The organism is Botrimarina sp. (assembly GCF_040219535.1).
Taxonomy (GTDB): Bacteria; Planctomycetota; Planctomycetia; order Pirellulales; family Lacipirellulaceae; genus Botrimarina.
On record NZ_JAVJSH010000012.1, the window covers coordinates 426,627 to 444,684 of the forward strand.

An 18,058-nucleotide genomic window follows, 5' to 3' on the forward strand; every position below is an offset into this window, starting at 1 on the left:
AGGTCATGGAACCAACCTTGCTAGCTCCCCACGTCGACAGCCACCCCGACAAGTGCGGCGGCAAGCCGTGCGTCGCGGGCACGCGGGTGCGCGTGTGGGACGTGGCCCACCACATCGAGCGGTTGGGCGAGACGCCCGACGAAGTCATCCAGGCCTTCCCGCGGCTGTCACTGGCCGACGTGTATGGGGCGATGGCGTACTACTGGGACCATCGCGACGAGATCGAAGAAAGAATGCGGCGGGACCACGAAGAGGCCCTCCGCTTCCAGCGGGAGGCGGGCCCGGGCCCGCTCGAGCAAAGGCGAGCCGAATTGACGCGTGCGGTGGGTGAGGCCGACGTGTGATTCGGTTCCACCTCGACGAATGCGTGGACCACTCGATCGCCGACGGGTTGCGAAAACGCGGCGTCGATGTGACGACGTCGACCGAAGCTAGGCTCATCGAGTCCTCCGACGAATCGCAATTCGACTACGCGATTCGCGAAGGCAGATTGCTGATCACCCACGATCGCGACTTCTTGCGGCTCACGAAAACGATCGTCGAGCATCCTGGTGTGATCTTCGCTCACCCCATGTTCGTCGAGGTCGGAGACGTCGTCCGTTTCTGCAGCGAATTGACGCTTGCGTTCGAGCCGGTCGAGGTCCGCGGCCTTGTTCATTTCGTTCCCTTCCGCCAGCCTCGCCGCTGATCCACTCCCATGCTAGCCGCCCGTGTGATCCCCTGTCTGGACGTCGACCGCGGCCGGGTCGTCAAAGGCACGAACTTCGTCAACCTCCGCGACGCGGGCGACCCGGTCCAGGTCGCCAAGCGGTACGAGGCCGAGGGCGCCGACGAGCTGGTCTTCCTCGACATCACCGCCAGCCACGAGAGCCGCGACATCACGGCCGACATGGTCCGCCACGTGGCCGAGGAGTGCTTCATGCCGTTCACCGTCGGCGGCGGCATCCGCACCCTCGACGACGTGCGGCGGCTGATCCAGGCCGGCGCGGAGAAGGTCAGCATCAACTCGGCCGCCGTCCGCACGCCGGAGCTCATCACCCAGGTCGCCCGCGCGTTCGGCTCGTGTGCGACGGTCGTGAACATCGACCCCAAGCGCGTCGAGTCCCCCGACGGCTCGCCCCGCTGGGAGGTGTTCATCTCCGGCGGGCGGACTCCCACCGGCCTCGACGCGGTCCCCTGGGCGCGGGAGGTCGAGCGGCTCGGCGCGGGGGAGATCGTGCTCACTTGTATGGACGCCGACGGCACCAAAGACGGCTACGACCTGGAGATCACCCGCGCGGTGGCCGAGGCCGTGTCGATCCCGGTCGTGGCCAGCGGCGGCGCCGGCAAGCCGGAGCACCTGGCCGATGCGATCCTCCTGGGCAAAGCGTCGGCCGCCCTGGCGGCCAGCATCTTCCATTTCGGCGAGTACTCGATCGCCGAGACGAAGCGCATCATGGCCGAGCGCGGTGTAACGGTGCGGCAGACCGCCGAAGTCGCCTAGCGTGACGCAAACCGTTGTCAGGATTGGATTTGCGGCTCGCCACGCGGTTCGGCCCGTTTGAAACGCGACACACACCAAAAATTCGCTGTGTAACGCAAAGCGGCCCAAAAACCGCTGCTAAAGCCCTGTGGGGCAACGGGTTAGCGAAGCGTTACACGCCCACCCAGCCGAGCACGGGTGTCCGTTTCCCGCAGTCAGCAAGCGAAGCCGATTATCGCCCCTGAGGTAGCCCTTTTCGCAGCGGATTGCTGGCCGCCCTGGGGGCGTTTCGGCGCGGCGGCGGTTCCGCCGAACGGCCGGGGATGGTCCACCGATCGCCGGAAACCGCGTAAGATGCGGGGGCGTGGCGGTGTGGTTATTGACCGGCCCTCATCGAACCACGCTCCTGATCCCCGAAGCCGTCGGTCGCTCGTTGGCGTCGGCCCTCCCATCGAACCCTCGGGCAGGCGCCCGCCGGGCCGGCTAAGCTGCCCAAGTGAGGCCTTCACCTGGGGCCCGGTCCGGTCGGCGAGCCGGCTCTGAAACTCTTCCCGCTTTCTGCTTCGCGATGCCCCTCTGCACACGGCTCTTGCCTCGGCTCCTCGGCGCGGCCGCCGCGCTGCTGGCGACGACCGCCCCGGCCGACGACGCGCCGCTGCGGTTCAGCCAGCACGTGCGGCCGATCCTCTCGGACAAGTGCTTCCACTGCCACGGGCCGGACGGCGAGAGCCGCGCGGCCGGCGTGCGGCTCGACGTGCCGGGCGAGGTCGACGTCGAGGAGATCCCCTACCGCATCGAGTCGGACGAGCCGGGCTACCAGATGCCGCCGGCCGAGTCGCACAAGTCGCTCACGCCCGAGCAGGTCGACATCCTCAATCGGTGGGTCGAGCAGGGGGCGCCGTACGAGGAGCACTGGTCGTTCCAGCCGGTCCGCCAGCCCGACGCGCCCGAGGGCCGGCCCGCTTGGAGCGACCGGGCCATCGATCGGTTCGTCGCGGAGCGGTGGAAGCAGCGCGGCCTCGAGCCGAGCCCCCGCGCCGACAAGCGGACCCTGGTGCGCCGCCTCGCGCTCGACCTGACGGGCCTGCCGCCGTCGCCCGAGGTCGTCGAAGCGTTCTTGGCCGACGAGCGGCCCGACGCGTACGAGCGGCTGGTGGACCGGCTGCTAGACAGCCCGCGTCACGGCGAGCACCTCGCGCGGTACTGGCTCGACCTGGTCCGCTACGGCGACACCAACGGCCTGCACCACGACCACTACCGGCAGATGACGCCGTACCGCGACTGGGTGATCCGCGCGTTCGACGAGAACCTGCCGCTAGACAAGTTCTTGTCCTACCAAGTCGCAGGCGACCTGTACGACGAGCCGACGACCGACCAGCTAATCGCGTCGGGCTTCAACCGGCTGCACCTGATCATCGACGTGGGCACCGCGCTCCCCGAGGAGAGCTTCAACCGCAACGTGGTCGACCGCACGTCGACGTTCGGCACGGCGATGCTCGGCCTCACGGTCGAGTGCGCGGTGTGCCACGACCACAAGTACGACCCGATCACCCAGAAAGACTTCTACCGCCTGTACGCGTTCTTCAACAACTTCGACGGCGAGCCGGAGACCGGCAAACGCGGCACGCCCGACTTCCGGCGCGGCCTGCAGCCGCCGTATGTCGAACTGCCCTCCGACTCGCAGCGCGAGCAGCTCGGCCGGCTGCAGGAGCAGATCGCGCGGCTCGAAGCCCAGCTGGAGTCGCTCCCCCCCGCGCCCGCGGCGGAGCCGAGCAAAGCCGACGAGCAAGTCGCGCTGAAGACCGAGCCGTCGGCCGACGACCCGGCCGCGGCGGAGCGCGCCGCGCTGCGGGAGCAGATCGGGTCGCTGCGGGAGCAGGCCGAGCGGGTCCGCCGCGACGTGCCCGCCGCCCTGGTGATGAAGGAGCGGTCCGAGCAGCGGCCCGCCCACGTTCTGTTGCGAGGCCAGTACGACGCGCCGGGCGAGCCCGTCGAGCGCGGCACGCCCGGCTTCTTGCCGCCGTTGCCCGACCGCGACGGGCCCGCCACGCGGCTCGACCTGGCCGAGTGGCTCGTCGGCGCCGAGAACCCGCTCGCCGCGCGGGTCGCCGTGAACCGCTTCTGGCAGTACCTGTTCGGCGTGGGGCTCGTGAAGACGTCCGAGGACTTCGGCGCGCAGGGCGAGCCGCCGAGCCACCCCGAGCTGCTCGACTACCTGGCGAGCCGCTTTGTCGGGTCGGGCTGGGACGTGCGCGAGCTGCTCCGAGAGATCGTGCTGTCGGAGACCTACCGCCAGTCGTCGACCGCCCCGACGGAGGCTTTCACCAACGACCCCCGCAACCGCTGGCTCGCCCGCGGCTCGCGCTACCGGCTGGACGCGGAGGTGATCCGCGACCAGGCGTTGGCCGTGAGCGGGCTATTGAACCCGCAGATGTACGGATCCGGTGTCAAACCGCCGCAGCCGCCGGGGTTGTGGGAAGCGGTCACGATGCCCTCCAGCTACCCGAAGGCCTACGACGCCGACTCCGGCGCGGAGGCCGTGCGGCGGAGCATTTACACGTTCTGGAAACGCGGCCTGCCGCCGCCCGTGCTGACCGTGTTCGACGCGCCGAACCGCGAGTCGTGCGTGGCCCGCCGCGAGCGGACCAACACGCCGCTGCAGGCGCTCTTGTTGATGAACGAGGAGCAGCAGTTCGCCGCCGCCCGCGCGCTGGCCGGCCGGTTGCTGGAAGGCTCCGACGCGGACGACCGAGAACGACTGCGACAAGCTTACGAGGCCGTGACGATCCAAACGCCATCGGCCGAAACGCTTGCGGCCCTAGCCGACGCGCTCGAGACGTTCCGCACCCGCTACGCGGCCGACGCCGACGCCGCCCAGGCCGTATCGGCCGGCGGGGACGGCAACGCGGACGAACGCGCGGCGTGGACCATGGTGTGCCACTCGCTGCTGAACCTCGACCAGACCCGCAACCGGGAGTGACCGGGTGGGGCTTCGGGCAGGCTTCGGGCCTCGGGCCTCGGACCTCGGGAAGCACGCCTCCCCAAAAAGTGCCCGAAGCCCGAAACCCGAAGCCCGAAGCCCGAAGCCCGAGGCCTTTACCCGCATGCCCCCCTCCTTCGACATCCTCGGCGCGGTCAACCGGCGCCACTTCTTGCAGGCTTCCGGCATGGGCCTGGGGTCGGTCGCGCTGGGCGCGCTCGCTTCTGGCGGGTCGGCCGGGGCGGGGGGCGTGCACTTCCCCCCGAAGGCCAAGCGGGTGATCTACCTGTTCATGGCCGGCGCCCCCAGCCAGCTCGACCTGTTCGATCCGAAGCCGGCCCTCGCCGGGCGGTTCAAGGAGCCGCTGCCCAAGAGCGTGTCGATGGGCCAACGCGTCACGGCGATGACGCTCGGCCAAGAGCAGCTGGTCGCCCCGTCGTGCTTCAAGTTCAGCAAGCACGGCGAGTGCGGCATGGAGCTCAGCGAGCTGCTCCCGCACCTGGGCACGGTGGCGGACGACCTGTGCCTGGTGCGTTCGCTCCACACCGACGCGATCAACCACGACCCGGCAAAGACGCTCCTCTGCACCGGCTCGCAGATCCCCGGCAAGGCGAGCCTCGGCGCGTGGCTCAGCTACGGCCTGGGCCGCATGAACGAGAACCTGCCCGACTTCATCGTGCTCCCCTCGGCCTACTGGTCCGGCGACACGAGCAACGTGCAGGCGCTGTACAGCCGGCTGTGGGGGGCGGGGTTCTTGCCGTCCCGGCACCAGGGCGTGTCGTTCCAGTCGACCGGCGACCCGGTGCTCTACCTGTCGAACCCGAAGGGCGTCACCCGACCCACGCGGCGGGCGATGCTCGACCTGGTCAACCGGCTTAACCAAGAGCACGCCGAAGAGGTCGGCGACCCCGAGGTCCGCACCACGATCGCCCAGCAAGAGATGGCCTTCCGCATGCAGGCGTCGGTGCCCGAGCTGACCGACTTGTCCGAGGAGCCGGACCACGTGTTCGAGATGTACGGCCCCGAGTCGCGCAAGACCGGCTCGTTCGCGCGCAACTGCCTGCTCGCGCGGCGGATGGCGGAGCGCGACGTGCGCTTCGTGCAGCTCTTCCACCGCGGCTGGGACCACCACGTGGGGCTGCCGAAGAAGGTCCGCGGCCAGGCGTACGACGTCGACCAGCCGGCCGCCGCGCTCGTGAAGGACCTCAAGGAGCGCGGCCTGCTCGACGACACGCTCGTGGTGTTCGCCGGCGAGTTCGGCCGGACCACGTTCTGCCAGGGCAAGCTGGAGGCCGACGACTACGGCCGCGACCACCACCCGCGGTGCTTCTCGATCTGGATGGCCGGCGGCGGGATCAAGGGCGGGACCGTGCACGGCGCGACCGACGAGTACTGCTACAACATCGCCGAGGGGCCGGTCCACGTGCGCGACCTGAACGCGACGATCCTCCACCAGCTCGGCATCGACCACGAGCGGCTCGTCTTCCCGCACCTGGGGCTCGACCAGAAGCTGACCGGCGTGGAGGAAGCGCGAGTGGTGCGTGAGATACTTGCATAGCATCCGTTGAATAACGCCTTCCTGGCGGCATCGCAGGTCGCTGATAAGTCAACAGCCTGCTAGCGGGTGTTTTGCCGAGTAAACCGCCGGTGTGCTACAATCGGCGTATGGAGACTCGCGAATCCTCGATGTTGACGAGCCTGCTGGCGCCGTTCGGCGAACTTACCGCCGCCACGGCGGGAGAGCTCGCATCGATTGAAGTTCCCGAGCCCGTTCAGCAGCGCGTTGCGGACCTCGCCGCCAAGAGGAACGAGGGCGAAATGACCGAAGACGAGCTCGCCGAGTACGAGATGCTCGTCCGCTACGGCAACGTCTTGTCCGTCATTAAGGCGCAGGCGACAAAGACGTCGGTCGGCGGGGCTTGATGGACCGAGCGACCCGGCAAAGCGTTGCTGAGCGTGCGGGTGGTCGGTGTGAATACTGTCGGCTTCGCGAAGAAGACGACGCACTGCGTTTTCACGTGGAGCACGTGGTCCCTCGCAAACACGGCGGAACCGACTCGCGCGACAACCTCGCGCTGGCGTGCCAGAACTGCAACCTGCACAAGGGGTCGAACTTAGCCGGCGTCGATCCCGTTACGGGCGAAATGGCGCCCCTCTTCGACCCGCGTTCCGATCGTTGGGACGAGCACTTCGTGCTACGTGGCGCGCGGATAGAAGGCGTGTCGAACGTCGGCAGAACTACCGTCCACGTGCTCTGCATGAACGACCCCGACCGGGTTCAGCTCAGGCGGTTGCTCGGCTACTGACGGTGCGAGGCGCCGCGGCTCGTCGGGCGCCGGCGAGGCGCGGTTCCAGAGATCACAACCCCGCGAAGTAGTTCTTCACCGCCGCGTTGATCGCGTCGGCGTCGACCCGCGGCGGCATGTCGTTGACCAGGCAGTAGGTCCGCACCTGGCGCAGCAGGTCGCGCGGGTGGCAGAAGCGCATCGGGCGGCCCGTCGGTTGGTAGTGCTCCTCCAGCAGCGCGTCGACCACGCCGGGGGCGAGCTCCAGCTTGAGCTGCGCGGCGTACATCGCGAACAGGTCGCGGAACTGCTCGAGCGACGGGTCGACCACCTCGATCTTGTACGGGATGCGGCGGAGGAAGGCCTCGTCGACGAGCTGCCGCGGCTCGAGGTTGGTCGATAGCACACAGAGCATCTCGAACGGGATCCGCGCCTGACGGCCCGACGCGAGCGACAGGTAGTCGACCTGCTTCTCTAGCGGCACGATCAAGCGGTTCAGGAGCTCGGTCGCGCCGACGCGTTGGCGGCCGAAGTCGTCGATCACGAGCACGCCGCCGTTGGCCTTCATCTGGACGGGCGCCTCGCTGACGCCGGAGGTCGGGTTGAACGCCGGGTCGAGCTGCTCGAGCGTGAGCTCGCCGCCGACGACGACCGTCGGCCGCTTGATCAGCACCCACCGCCGGTCGTACTCCACGCCGGCCAGCTCCTGGGCGTCGACCGCCTGGTGGCAGCTCTCGTCGTACAAACGCAGCAGGTCGGGGCCGACCGACACGGTGCGCGGGATCCACAGCCGCTTGCCGAAGGCCTCGCACAGCCGCTCGGCGATCGTGGTCTTGCCGTTGCCCGGCGGGCCGTAGAGGAACAGCCCGCGGCCGTCCGACACGGCTTGGGCCACCGACCCGAGCAGCTCGTCGGACACCTGCAGCTCGCCGAACGCGTCGCGGAGCCGGTCGACCGTCACCCGCGTCTGGCCGAGCGCCTGCGCGTGGATCGCGCGCTGGTACGCGGCGAGCGGGACCGGCGCGGCGTCGGCGTAGTTGGCGTGCTCGGCGTGGCCGCGCGCGCGGGCTTGGCCGGCTTCGGTGAGTTGGTAAACGTAGTCGGCGCCGCCGGCTTGGCCCTTGATGGTCACCAGCAGGTCGTCGCGCAGGCGGCCGAGGACCTCGTTGACCATCGCGCGTGACAGGCGCACCTGGTGGGCGAGTTCGCCGGTCGTGGCGTTGACCGCGCCGAGCAGGGCCTTGAGCAGCAGCGCGTCGACCAGGCCCTCGCCGAGGCCCGCTTCGGCGAGGGACTTCGGTTCGGTCGGGGGCGGTGGGAAAGCGATCTTGGGCTTCGCGCCGAGCACCGCGTCGGCGACCGCGCCGCCGGCAGCGGTGTGCTCGTCCGCGTCCATCCGGGCCCGGATCGCCGCCGCGAGGTCGGGGGGGAGGATCGACTCGAGGGCGGGAGAACCCGCCGGGGCTTGCGGCGCGGCAGACATAGTCGGTCCGGTTGATGCGAGGAGTCCGCCGAAACTGTGTCTCACGCGGCCGCCCAGTCCAGCCGGATCACCCCGGAACGCGGGGGCCCTCCGGCGAGCCTCGGAAACAGCCGAACTATCCGTCACAACGCGACGCCGAGGGCCCCGGCTGCGGGCTTCACGTGGCACGCCATTCGCACCCCCTGTGTGGGCCGCTGAGGACTGCCGTTCTTGCAGGCGCGGGCGGCCGTGCGACGCGTGTTTGTAGAGCCAAAGTCCGAGCAACCCAGGACCTCCATCCCGCCCCACCAACGATCCCGGCAATGCCCTTCCGCCCCGACAAGCTGACCATCAAAGCCGCCGAAGCGGTGCAGAACGCCCAAGAGTTGGCGGCCGACGCGGGCAACCCGCAGACCGAGCCGCTGCACCTGCTCAGCGCGCTGCTCGCCGAGACCGAGGGCGTGGTGCGGCCCGTGCTGGACAAGATGGGGGCGAACGTCGGGCAGCTCGCGCAGATCGTCCAGGCGGAGCTCGGCCACCTGCCGAAGGCCTCCGGCGGCGCGCCGCCGAGCCCGTCGCGCGAGCTGATGAACGTGCTCAACGCGGCCCAGGCCGAGGCCACCGCGATGCGCGACGACTACACGTCGGCCGAGCACCTGCTGCTCTCCCTCGTCAAGACGCCCGGCAAGGCCAAGGACACGCTGAAGCTCAACGCGATCGAAGAGCGCGAGCTGCTCACCGCGCTGAAGCAGGTGCGCGGCAGCACCCGCGTGACCGACCAAGCGCCGGAGGGCAAGTTTCAGGCGCTGGAGAAGTACGGCATCGACCTGGTCGACCGCGCCGAAGCGGGCAAGCTCGACCCGGTCATCGGCCGCGACGCGGAGATCCGGCGTGTGGTCCAGGTGCTCTCCCGCCGGCGCAAGAACAACCCGGTGCTGATCGGCGAACCGGGCGTCGGCAAGACGGCCATCGCCGAGGGCCTCGCCCTTCGCATCGTGCAGGGCGACGTGCCCGTCAGCCTTAAGAACAAGCGCGTCATCGCGCTGGACCTGGGTGCGCTCGTGGCCGGAACCAAGTTCCGCGGCGAGTTCGAGGAGCGCCTGAAGGCCGTGCTCAAGGAGATCGAGGACGCGGCGGGCAGCGTGATCTTGTTCATCGACGAGCTGCACACGGTGATCGGCGCCGGCGCGGCCGAGGGGGGGGCCGACGCGGCGAACCTGCTGAAGCCGGCTCTCGCGCGGGGCGACCTGCGCTGCATCGGCGCCACGACGCTCGACGAGTACCGCAAGCACATCGAAAAAGACGCCGCGCTCGAGCGCCGTTTCCAGCCGGTCTTCGTCGGCGAACCCTCGGTCGAAGACACACTGGCCATCCTCCGGGGCCTGAAGCCGCGGTACGAGGCGCACCACAAGGGCGTGAAGGTCAAGGACTCGGCCCTCGTGGCCGCGGCCGAGCTGTCCAGCCGCTACATCGCCGACCGGCAGCTGCCCGACAAGGCGATCGACCTCGTCGACGAAGCGATGAGCCGCCTGGCGATGGAGCTCGAGAGCGTGCCCGCCGAGATCGACCAGCGCCAGCGCCGCCTGGTGCAGCTCGAGCTGGCCGCGCGGCAACTAGCCGACGAGACCGAAGAGCACGCCAAGGCGCGGCTCGAAGAGATCAACGAGGAGATGGAGTCGCTCCGCCACGAGCTGGCGAGCCTCAACGAGCAGTGGGAGGCCGAGAAGCTGGGCGTCGGTTCCACGGCCGACGTGCGCCAGCAGCTGGAGCAGGTGAAGCACGAGTACGAGCGGCTGAACGCGACGATCCGCGAGCGGCAAGCGGCCGGCGAGCCGATCGAGGAGCTGATCCAGAAGCTCAGCCAGACCTGGGACCGGCAGAAGAAACTGGAAGAGGAGATGGCCGCCGCCGACGCGCGCACGGCCGAGTCCGACGCGAAGCCCGAGGCCGAGCGGCGCAAGCTGCTGCGCCAAGAGGTCGGCCCCGACGAGATCGCCGAGGTCGTCAGCGCGTGGACCGGCGTGCCGGTCACGCGGATGCTCGAGACCGAGCGCGCGAAGCTGCTCGTGCTCGAAGAGCGCCTGCACCAACGGGTGGTCGGGCAGGACGAGGCCGTCGAGGCGGTCGCCAACGCCGTCCGCCGCAGCCGCAGCGGCTTGCAAGACCCGAACCGCCCGATCGGCAGCTTCCTCTTCTGCGGCCCGACCGGCGTGGGCAAGACCGAGCTGTGCAAAGCGCTGGCCGAGACCCTCTTCGACAGCGACCAAGCGATGGTCCGCCTGGACATGAGCGAGTTCATGGAGAAGCACACCGTCAGCCGCCTGATCGGCGCGCCCCCCGGGTACGTGGGCTACGAGGAAGGGGGCAAGCTCACCGAGGCCGTCCGCCGCCGGCCCTACGCGGTGGTCCTGCTCGACGAGATCGAGAAGGCGCACCGCGACGTGTTCAACCTGCTCCTGCAGGTGCTCGACGACGGCCGCTTGACCGACAACCACGGGCACACGGTCGACTTCACGAACACGATCATCGTGATGACCTCGAACGTCGGCTCGCAGCTCATCCAGCAGATCGCCCAGGAGGGCGGCACGGTGGACGAGATGCGCGACGGGGTCGAGCAGGCGCTGGCCGCGCAATTCTTGCCAGAGTTCCTGAACCGCATCGACGAGACGATCGTCTTCCACCCGCTGCGGCGCGAAGAGGTTCGGCGGATCGTCGACCTGCAGCTCGCCGCGCTCGCGCGGCTGCTCGACCGCAACGGCCTGGGCCTGGAGGTCACCGAGGCGGCCCGCCAAGAGATCGCCAACCTCGGCTACGACCCGGCCTACGGCGCGCGGCCGCTAAAGCGGGTCATCCAGCAGCGCCTGCAAAACCCGCTGGCCACCGAGCTGCTCCGCGGCGAGCAAGCGGAGGGGGCGACCGTTCGGGTCGACTTCGCAGACGACGAGTTCACGTTCCAAGTCGGCGCGTGAGCCAACCGCGTTGGCGAAAAGTGACCGAAGGACCACCGGCTACAGGCCACTGACCCCTCCCAGCCCCTTGCCGGCGTGGCGGCCGGCAGGTTAGAGTCGCCGGGCTACGGGGCGCTGCGCCTCGGCCGCCCGTTTTTGACCCTTCCGCTAGCTTTCCCCTATGGCTGGATCCGAACGCCAACGTGAAATCCGCCGCCGCCGCAAGCGGCGCGAGACGATCGCCGTGATGAAGTCGAAGCTCGACAAAGCCACGCCGAGCGACAAGGCCGAGATGGCCCGGAAGCTCCGCCAGATGACGCCCGGCGCCGAGGTCCTGATCACACGCTGGGGCTTGGAAGAACGCTGAAAGCGGGCGAAGGCCGCTGTTGGTCGGGCGGCGTCGTGGCCGACGGCAGCGGTCTTGATCGGGTTGTCGGCTCCGCGAAATTCCGCCGATAGGCGGGCTAGGTCCGCGCTCTAACGCGCGCCGTACCGGCCTACGTAGCGTTTCTCTGCTCTCGCTACGGGGCTCCTCCGATGGCCGAGTCGCCGTCGACGACGTGCTCTCTCTGGCCGGAGAATTGGCCGCCGACGGCGTCGCCGAAGCCGGGCTTCTACCGCTTTGGCGGTGGGCATGGCGCCGCCGCTCCTGAAAGGGCGAGCGGCGAGCGCGCCCGCGTGGAGAAATCGGCCACGCGGCTCTACGATCTAGCCTAAGCGGCGCCGGAACCTGCCTAGAGCGATGAAGCCGAGGCGATTAGTGCGGCCGGCCAACCTGCGGAGGTGAGCCGCACCGCGGGGACTTCGCGGCCCCGGGAATCTGGCTTGGAGCTCTCCTATGGGGCGCCGCCCAGCCTCAGAGGTCGTGACGACCTCCGAGGATAGGCGGCACCCGACCGGGCAGTGCTAGGCCACTTTCTGGAGGTCGCTAGGCCGCATCGTGCAGCTCAACCTCGGCGAGCTTGCGACAGATCGCCCGACCCCTTTGAACGCGACTTCCTGGTAGGTCTGGCCCACCGCCATCAAGCAAAGTTGGCGTCGTCATGGGCGCCCTAGACTCACCTCGGCGCCGCTCGCCGTCACTGCCGACGCGGGTTGGCGGGTCCCCTCTACTTCGCAGCTGTCATCCGATGGCAGCAGCGATCTCGGAGCCCACTAACCGGCTGTGCCGCCACCCAGTCCAGCCCCAGCAATTGGCGCCGTAGACGCCCTGGTTGATCGCACTACGCTGCGAGCATGGAAGCCGTGTCAATGATCTCGCCGAGCAGCTATCCAAGCCAAGGGCGACCCAACCTCACGCTCGACAACTGCGAGAGCGTCGAAGTCTGGCTCGCTACTGAACCACCGCAATCAACGCAGGTGATCGTTCACCGGGATCGTAAGCCGCTGATCAGGCCCGTGCCGCTGAAACCGATTCGATCGTTGCGGGCGGGGGACTTGGTGGTGTTCGACGGGGAGAAGCGGGTTGTGGCGCGGGTTGGGGCTTATCGGTGAGGGGGCCTGCATATGGACATGAAGGCGACTGCGACCAACGCAAAGCCTGTCGGTTCGGGAACTCCAACGGCCGGCGATGTAAGGTTGTCGCGCCAGACGGTGTAGTCAGCTGCGTTTATGACGCCATCGCCATTGAGGTCGCCATTGGTATACCAACCTACGTTGGCACCGAAAGACCGCATCCAAACACCATAATCTATTGCGTCAACAAGATTGTCGGCATTCGTGTCGCCAGGGATAGGTGGACCGATTGTGAAAAATGCAACGTCGGCAAGCCCTTCTCCAAAAAAATCAAGTCCGATAGTAGAATTAAGCAGTTCATCGGAAGGCAGTCCAGCACTCGGATCAACGCCACCGATTAGGAACGTCGTAACAGGAGAAGGAAACGTATGTGTCTCACCAGGTAGGTATGGACTCACATCAGCACCGTCAAATATCATGAGACGCGAGTTGTCTCCGGGAAGCTCACCCAACCTGATGCTCTCGATTGGAACTCCTGCATTAGAACTTACTGCGTATGCCAGCGCTGGTTCCTCAGAACTGCCCTCTGGGTCCGCTGAGTTTTGCCCCTGGAAATAGACGAAGCCATCCTGGTTAGAGATGGGGGCAATCTGGCTGCCTGCAGAAGTGGGTTCCGTCAGGTAAGTTCCAATGACATTTGCCGGCAATATCGCTTCGTCCTCGTTCGTTGAATCGTTGCCTCCGAGATTACTGACCGGAATGGGGAAACTGTCGGCGCTGCCAATCCACGGTTCGTCGTCGTACCTCCAAACAAATGACATTCGGTAGCGTGATGTGGGCCGTGTGGTGACGCCCGCGCAGTCATCGAGGTTGCAGTCGTGCACTTGTGATGACGCCCCGTCGAATATTAACCCTTCTTCGACACGCACAGGCAGCCCGTTATATTCGTGGTAGCCATCGCCCGACGAGCCCAGCAAGTTGGGGCTAGAACGTCTCTGCCTGAAGAACTGAAAATCCCCACCACTGCTCGCACCAGGGATGCCGTTGCGATACGTTGCGCTCAAAGCAATTCGCACATCTGCAGTTGATCTACCGGGGCCCGGGCGCAATCCCACAGTCATATCGCCTCTTGATATCGAATTCGCGAACAAATCTGCCACTGGTCCGGTTGATACTGAGCTAGCCGTGTCAATAGTCGCAAATCCGCCGGACTCAAATGCTTGGGCATTCAGCGATATAAAAGTCTTCGCAAAGCTCGTACTGGCGTTTTTTGAAGATGCTGATGACCACTCGTCGACAGACAATTGGCTCCCGCCGTCATGCGTAAAGCGGGCGGTTGAGTAGGTCGATGTAATGACTTCAGCGAAGGTGCTGAGCGGCATTGCAACCATTGCGAATAAGAAAGCGTAGTCTACGTGAAAGGTAATGGTTTGCCGACGAGCCGTCGCCTTAATGCTGTGTGGCATTATGTTTCCTTGCTCGGAGTCGTTAAGGGAAAGCTTTGCTCGTAAAAATCGCCGATTACTGGCTTCATTGTCTGCGAACGAGCGTATTGGAGGTTGGGACGAGTTGCAATCGCGGCGACTGCTGTGGAGCGATCCTCGGGAGGGCAGTTGACTGCTCCGACTTTGGCGACCGTGTCTACTAGGGAATGCTCATTTACCTCAGCAACGACCCGTACCTCTGAAGTCGCATCGGCTGGAGCAACGCCAGCATGTTCGTCGCGACCGTAGATCGCAGTGCTGCTGACCTCCGTCAGTTTAGCAGCTTCGAAAATCGCGGAACTGGCGTCGGTGGACATCACCTAGGCGCGACTCTAGCCGAGAGAATCCGCCTCGCGGGGACACCGACGCACGGTGCGAAGCGCCGTGGCTTCATGCCCCGACAGCCACGACCGCACAGGAAATAGTCGCCCAAGCCCCGCAGAAGCGGCGCCTCGCTTGGCTCTTCGGGGTTGGGGCCGGTGACCGGCCGCTTGCTCTGGCAAGAGATCACGGTCTCGGCCGCGGTCGGCGCCAGACTGGCGCGGGCGACTTCGCCTGCTAGAATCGGCTGGGGTCGCCCAGCGGGCCGCCATGGGTCGGGTGGCAGAGTGGTCGAATGCACCGGTCTTGAAAACCGGCGATGGGCAACCATCCGTGGGTTCGAATCCCACCCCGACCGCTTTGCCGGGCGCTGCGCCCTGCGGCGCTGGCGCCGTTTGGGGCTGGTCGATCTCGGCCGAGCCCGGTGGCCTCGGTGAGCGGGTAGGGTTGTGACACGGGAGGCTCTCTTTCCTTGGCGCCCACTCGCACCGCCCTCATCGATTCGCCGAGCGAAGCGGCCCGCCTGCTGAACGCGGGGGGCCTGGTCGCGTTCCCGACCGAGACCGTGTTCGGCTTGGGGGTCGACGCGACCAGCGACGAGGCCGTGCGGCGGCTGTTCGCCGCGAAGGGCCGGCCGAGTGACAACCCGCTGATCGTGCACGTCGCGGAGATCGATCAGTGGCGCCTCGCGGCTTCGGCCCTCACCCCCAGCGCCGCAGCCCTGCTGGCCGCGTTCGCGCCGGGTCCCCTGACGGTCGTTCTGCCGAAGCGGCCGGAGATCTCGTCGCTGGTGACCGCGGGGCTCGGCACGGTCGGCGTGCGGGTCCCGGACCACCCGGTCGCGCGCGAGGTGCTGCGCTTGGCCGGGGCGCCGATCGCCGCACCGTCGGCGAATCGCTCGGGGCGGCCGAGCGGAACGCGTTGGCGGTCGGTCCTAGAGGACCTCGACGGGCGGATCGACGCCGTGTACCGGCAGGACGGGCCTTCCCTCGGGCTCGAGTCGACGGTGGTCGACTGCACGGGAAGCGTCGCCGCGGTGCTCCGCCCCGGCGCGGTCACGACCGAGCAGATCCGCCGCGTGCTCCCCGACGCGCGCGAGAGCTTCGGCGCCCCAAGCAGCGGCGCCCCAACCAGCGGCGCCCACGAGGCGGTCCGTTCGCCCGGCGTGGCCCACCCGCACTACCAGCCGCGGGCCGAGGTCCGTCTGGTCGACGCGCCGGAGTCGTTGACCCTTGGCGGGTCGGAGCGTGCGGCTTACTGCGGGCTGCAAGCCGTCGATCGCCTGCGCGGCTCGTTCGAGCTGTACGCGGTGTACCCGACGCCCGACGAGTACGCGGCCGCGTTCTACGAGTTCCTCCGGGAAGCCGACCGGCGCGGCGTGGCGAGGGTTTACGTGCAACTCGCGCCCGACGAAGGGATCGGCCGCGCGCTGCGGGACCGGCAGCTGCGCGCCGCCGGCGAGCGCTGAGCGTCGCTTGCGTGCCGATGGGGAAAGCCGGCTGCGCGAGAAAAGGTTGACTTGGCCCGCCGGGGCGCTTAAGTTCCTGCGAGGCGCAAGTATACAAGTGCTTTCTTGGTATCCAAGGCGAGCCTAGCATGGATTTGGTCAACGTGGCTGTGGTGGGGGCCGGCGAGTTCGGCGCCCGCTACCTCGAGGCCCTCAAGGCGGTGTCCGGGGTCCGGGTGAGCTGCGTTTGCGACCGCGACGCCGACCGCGCCGCCGCGGCCGCCGAGGGCCACCCGGGCGCCAGGGTCGCCACCGACGCGGCCGAGGTGTGCGACGACCCGGGCGTCGACGCCGTGATCGTCGTCACGCCCGAGTCGCTGCACCGGGTGGTCGCCGAGCCGGCGCTGCGGGCCGGCAAGCACGTGATCGTCGAGAAGCCGCTCGCCACGACCGAGGAGGACGCGCTGGCGATGCTGGGCGCGGCCCAGGAGTCGGGCAAGCTGCTGATGACCTCGTTCCTGCTGCGTTTCGACTACCGCTACGCGCAGGTCAAAGAGCGTCTGCAAGGCCTGGGCCCGGCGCGGAACGTGTACGCGTACCGCAACTTCGACCGCAGCCTCTTCGGGCTCTACAGCCGCACGCACAGCTTCATCGAGAACGCGATCCACGACATCGACCTGGTCCTCTGGTACGTGGGCAGCAAGGTCACCCGCGCCCACGGCTACTGCCGGAACACGATGGGCCTGGAGAACCCGGACATCAACTGGGGGGTGTTGGAATTCGAGAACGGCGCCATCGCGGTGGTGCACACGTCGTGGCTGTACCCGGACCAGCGGCACGACCTGCTGCAGTGGAACACGGGCGTGCAGGTGATGGCCGACGGGGGCGTCCTCGAGGTCCGCTCCGATAGCGACGGGTTGCGGATGAACACGTCGGAGCACGGCCAGCGGGTGCTCGACCAGACCGGGTGGGCGACGATCCACGGCGAGCCGCGGGGCGCGTTCGGCGCGATGCTGCGGCACTTCGTTCAGTGCCTGCGCGGCGAGACCGAGTACCGCGGCGCCACGCCCGCCGAGGCGATCGAGTCGATGCGCGTGGCCGTCGCGCTGGCGGACGACGCCGCCGCGCGAGACGCTTCCTGATCCCTGGAGGTCCGCTGGATGAGCGCCACCGCTGTCGGGATGACCACGATCGTGATCGCCGGTGTGATCGGCTCGGCCACGCTGCTCCCGATGAAGTTCGTCCGCCGCTGGGAGTGGGAGAACACGTGGCTGCTCTACGCCGCGCACGCGTACCTCATCTTCCCCCTCATCGTGGCTTGGTGGACCATCCCCCAGCTCGGCAGCGTGTACGTCGAGGCGGGCTGGTCGCAGGTGTGGCCGGTGGTGGCCTACGGCTTCGGATGGGGCATCAGCGTGGTGATGCTGGGCCTGGCGGTGGCCTCGATGGGCCTCGCCGTGAGCACGGGCATCATCATGGGGAGCTCGATCGCGCTGGGGTCGTTGATCCCGTTGCTGTGGCTGGAAGCGGACGCCGTGACGGCGGGCCAAACGACGCGCGTGCTCGTGGCCGACGGGCTGATCCTGCTCGGCGTCGCCCTGTGCGCCCGCGCGGGCTACGTACGCGAGCGCGACCAGAACCGCGCGGCGGCCCAGGGCGCGGGGGGCGACGCGTCGGCGGCGCGGGGGATCGCGATCTGCTTGGCCGCCGGCGTGCTGACGACGCTGTTGAACCTCGCGCTGGCCAGCGGCCGGGAGATCGCGCGGATCGCCGTCGCGGCGGGCGCCGCCGAGAACGACGCGGCGAACGCCGTGTGGGGCCTGGCCGTTTCGGCCGGGGCGATGCCCAGCCTGATCTATTGCCTGGTGCTGCTGTACCGCAACCGCTCGTGGAACCACTTCCGCAGCACCGAGCGGGTGCGCAACGCGGTCATCTGCGTCGCGATGGCGGCGTTCTTCATCACCGCGACCGTCGGCTACGGCATGGGCGCGGTGAGGATGGGCGACCTGGGGCCGGCGATCGGTTGGCCGGTTTATATCTCGACGCTGATCATCGGCAACAACTGGTGGGGCTGGCTCACCAGCGAGTGGCGCGGCGCCCCGCCGTCGGCTTTCTCGACGATGCTCGCCGGCGTGGCGTTGCAGGTGGCGGGCATCTTGTTTCTCTCTCTGGGCGGCGGGTAGCCCCGCCGATCCCGCAGCGATAAGGACCGCG

At 68.0% G+C, this 18,058-nt stretch carries 16 protein-coding genes and 1 tRNA gene; 14 read left to right on the forward strand and 3 right to left on the reverse strand.

Features of this window, described 5'->3' with window-relative positions:
- Positions 1-5: 5 nt before the first annotated feature.
- The 7 genes from RIC11_RS05940 (at position 6) to RIC11_RS05970 (ending at position 6,748) form a co-directional block, all read left to right on the forward strand.
- Positions 6-344 (forward strand): DUF433 domain-containing protein, encoded by a 339-nt coding sequence (locus RIC11_RS05940; protein WP_350209302.1) that lies wholly within the window; start codon positions 6-8, stop codon positions 342-344.
- Positions 341-688: a DUF5615 family PIN-like protein gene (locus tag RIC11_RS05945; protein ID WP_350209304.1), complete on the forward strand. Its 348-nt coding sequence runs from the start codon at positions 341-343 to the stop codon at positions 686-688. Before RIC11_RS05940 ends, RIC11_RS05945 begins: the two co-directional genes overlap by 4 nt.
- 9 nt (positions 689-697) lie before the next feature.
- The gene (gene hisF, locus RIC11_RS05950; protein ID WP_350209306.1) at positions 698-1,483 is read left to right on the forward strand and encodes an imidazole glycerol phosphate synthase subunit HisF; all 786 of its coding nucleotides are present in this window, start codon (positions 698-700) and stop codon (positions 1,481-1,483) included.
- A gap of 547 nt (positions 1,484-2,030) precedes the next feature.
- Positions 2,031-4,442 (forward strand): PSD1 and planctomycete cytochrome C domain-containing protein, encoded by a 2,412-nt coding sequence (locus RIC11_RS05955; RefSeq protein ID WP_350209308.1) that lies wholly within the window; start codon positions 2,031-2,033, stop codon positions 4,440-4,442.
- A gap of 124 nt (positions 4,443-4,566) precedes the next feature.
- Positions 4,567-6,000: a DUF1501 domain-containing protein gene (locus RIC11_RS05960; protein ID WP_350209310.1), complete on the forward strand. Its 1,434-nt coding sequence runs from the start codon at positions 4,567-4,569 to the stop codon at positions 5,998-6,000.
- A gap of 107 nt (positions 6,001-6,107) precedes the next feature.
- Entirely contained in the window at positions 6,108-6,365 is a 258-nt protein-coding gene (locus RIC11_RS05965) for a hypothetical protein (protein ID WP_350209312.1), read from the forward strand.
- A complete protein-coding gene (locus RIC11_RS05970) occupies positions 6,365-6,748 on the forward strand; it encodes an HNH endonuclease (RefSeq protein ID WP_350209314.1) in 384 nt (127 codons plus the stop codon). The genes RIC11_RS05965 and RIC11_RS05970 overlap by 1 nt, the downstream gene beginning before the upstream one ends.
- A gap of 52 nt (positions 6,749-6,800) precedes the next feature.
- Here the strand turns inward: RIC11_RS05970 and RIC11_RS05975 are convergent, their stop codons facing one another.
- A complete protein-coding gene (locus RIC11_RS05975) occupies positions 6,801-8,210 on the reverse strand; it encodes a DUF8689 domain-containing protein (protein WP_350209316.1) in 1,410 nt (469 codons plus the stop codon).
- Between the two features lie 302 nt (positions 8,211-8,512).
- Between RIC11_RS05975 and clpB the strand changes: the two genes are divergently transcribed.
- The 3 genes from clpB (at position 8,513) to RIC11_RS05990 (ending at position 12,631) form a co-directional block, all read left to right on the forward strand.
- Positions 8,513-11,158 carry an ATP-dependent chaperone ClpB gene (clpB, locus tag RIC11_RS05980; protein WP_350209318.1) on the forward strand — a complete coding sequence of 882 codons (2,646 nt, stop codon included), beginning with the start codon at positions 8,513-8,515 and terminating at the stop codon, positions 11,156-11,158.
- Positions 11,159-11,318: 160 nt separating this feature from the next.
- Entirely contained in the window at positions 11,319-11,504 is a 186-nt protein-coding gene (locus RIC11_RS05985) for a DUF6800 family protein (protein ID WP_350209320.1), read from the forward strand.
- A gap of 869 nt (positions 11,505-12,373) precedes the next feature.
- Positions 12,374-12,631, forward strand: coding sequence for a hypothetical protein (locus tag RIC11_RS05990; RefSeq protein WP_350209322.1), 258 nt, complete (start codon positions 12,374-12,376; stop codon positions 12,629-12,631).
- Here the strand turns inward: RIC11_RS05990 and RIC11_RS05995 are convergent.
- A complete protein-coding gene (locus tag RIC11_RS05995) occupies positions 12,622-14,058 on the reverse strand; it encodes a dockerin type I repeat-containing protein (RefSeq protein WP_350209324.1) in 1,437 nt (478 codons plus the stop codon). The genes RIC11_RS05990 and RIC11_RS05995 overlap by 10 nt on opposite strands.
- Positions 14,058-14,393, reverse strand: a complete 336-nt coding sequence (locus RIC11_RS06000; RefSeq protein ID WP_350209326.1) for a hypothetical protein — start codon at positions 14,391-14,393, stop codon at positions 14,058-14,060. The genes RIC11_RS05995 and RIC11_RS06000 overlap by 1 nt, the downstream gene beginning before the upstream one ends.
- Before the next feature lie 277 nt (positions 14,394-14,670).
- Here RIC11_RS06000 and RIC11_RS06005 point away from each other — a divergent pair.
- The 4 genes from RIC11_RS06005 (at position 14,671) to RIC11_RS06020 (ending at position 18,027) form a co-directional block, all read left to right on the forward strand.
- Positions 14,671-14,755, forward strand: a tRNA-Ser gene (locus RIC11_RS06005).
- A 114-nt stretch (positions 14,756-14,869) separates the two neighbouring features.
- A complete protein-coding gene (locus RIC11_RS06010) occupies positions 14,870-15,865 on the forward strand; it encodes an L-threonylcarbamoyladenylate synthase (protein ID WP_350209328.1) in 996 nt (331 codons plus the stop codon).
- A gap of 128 nt (positions 15,866-15,993) precedes the next feature.
- On the forward strand, positions 15,994-16,986 hold the full coding sequence (locus RIC11_RS06015) for a Gfo/Idh/MocA family oxidoreductase (RefSeq protein ID WP_350209330.1): 993 nt from the start codon (positions 15,994-15,996) through the stop codon (positions 16,984-16,986).
- Positions 16,987-17,004: 18 nt separating this feature from the next.
- Complete coding sequence (locus tag RIC11_RS06020) at positions 17,005-18,027, forward strand: L-rhamnose/proton symporter RhaT (RefSeq protein WP_350209332.1); 1,023 nt, start codon at positions 17,005-17,007, stop codon at positions 18,025-18,027.
- Positions 18,028-18,058 lie beyond the last annotated feature (31 nt).

Bases quoted from the DNA above. Each gene is read 5' to 3' on its own strand.
- RIC11_RS05940 (WP_350209302.1), top strand. From the start codon at position 6: ATGGAACCAACCTTGCTAGCTCCCCACGTCGACAGCCACCCCGACAAG.
- RIC11_RS05985 (WP_350209320.1), top strand. From the start codon at position 11,319: ATGGCTGGATCCGAACGCCAACGTGAAATCCGCCGCCGCCGCAAGCGG.
- RIC11_RS06020 (WP_350209332.1), top strand. From the start codon at position 17,005: ATGAGCGCCACCGCTGTCGGGATGACCACGATCGTGATCGCCGGTGTG.
- RIC11_RS06015 (WP_350209330.1), top strand. From the start codon at position 15,994: ATGGATTTGGTCAACGTGGCTGTGGTGGGGGCCGGCGAGTTCGGCGCC.
- clpB (WP_350209318.1), top strand. From the start codon at position 8,513: ATGCCCTTCCGCCCCGACAAGCTGACCATCAAAGCCGCCGAAGCGGTG.
- RIC11_RS05955 (WP_350209308.1), top strand. From the start codon at position 2,031: ATGCCCCTCTGCACACGGCTCTTGCCTCGGCTCCTCGGCGCGGCCGCC.
- RIC11_RS05960 (WP_350209310.1), top strand. From the start codon at position 4,567: ATGCCCCCCTCCTTCGACATCCTCGGCGCGGTCAACCGGCGCCACTTC.
- RIC11_RS05995 (WP_350209324.1), bottom strand. From the start codon at position 14,058: ATGCCACACAGCATTAAGGCGACGGCTCGTCGGCAAACCATTACCTTT.
- RIC11_RS06000 (WP_350209326.1), bottom strand. From the start codon at position 14,393: ATGTCCACCGACGCCAGTTCCGCGATTTTCGAAGCTGCTAAACTGACG.
- RIC11_RS05990 (WP_350209322.1), top strand. From the start codon at position 12,374: ATGGAAGCCGTGTCAATGATCTCGCCGAGCAGCTATCCAAGCCAAGGG.
- RIC11_RS05965 (WP_350209312.1), top strand. From the start codon at position 6,108: ATGGAGACTCGCGAATCCTCGATGTTGACGAGCCTGCTGGCGCCGTTC.
- RIC11_RS05975 (WP_350209316.1), bottom strand. From the start codon at position 8,210: ATGTCTGCCGCGCCGCAAGCCCCGGCGGGTTCTCCCGCCCTCGAGTCG.
- hisF (WP_350209306.1), top strand. From the start codon at position 698: ATGCTAGCCGCCCGTGTGATCCCCTGTCTGGACGTCGACCGCGGCCGG.
- RIC11_RS05970 (WP_350209314.1), top strand. From the start codon at position 6,365: ATGGACCGAGCGACCCGGCAAAGCGTTGCTGAGCGTGCGGGTGGTCGG.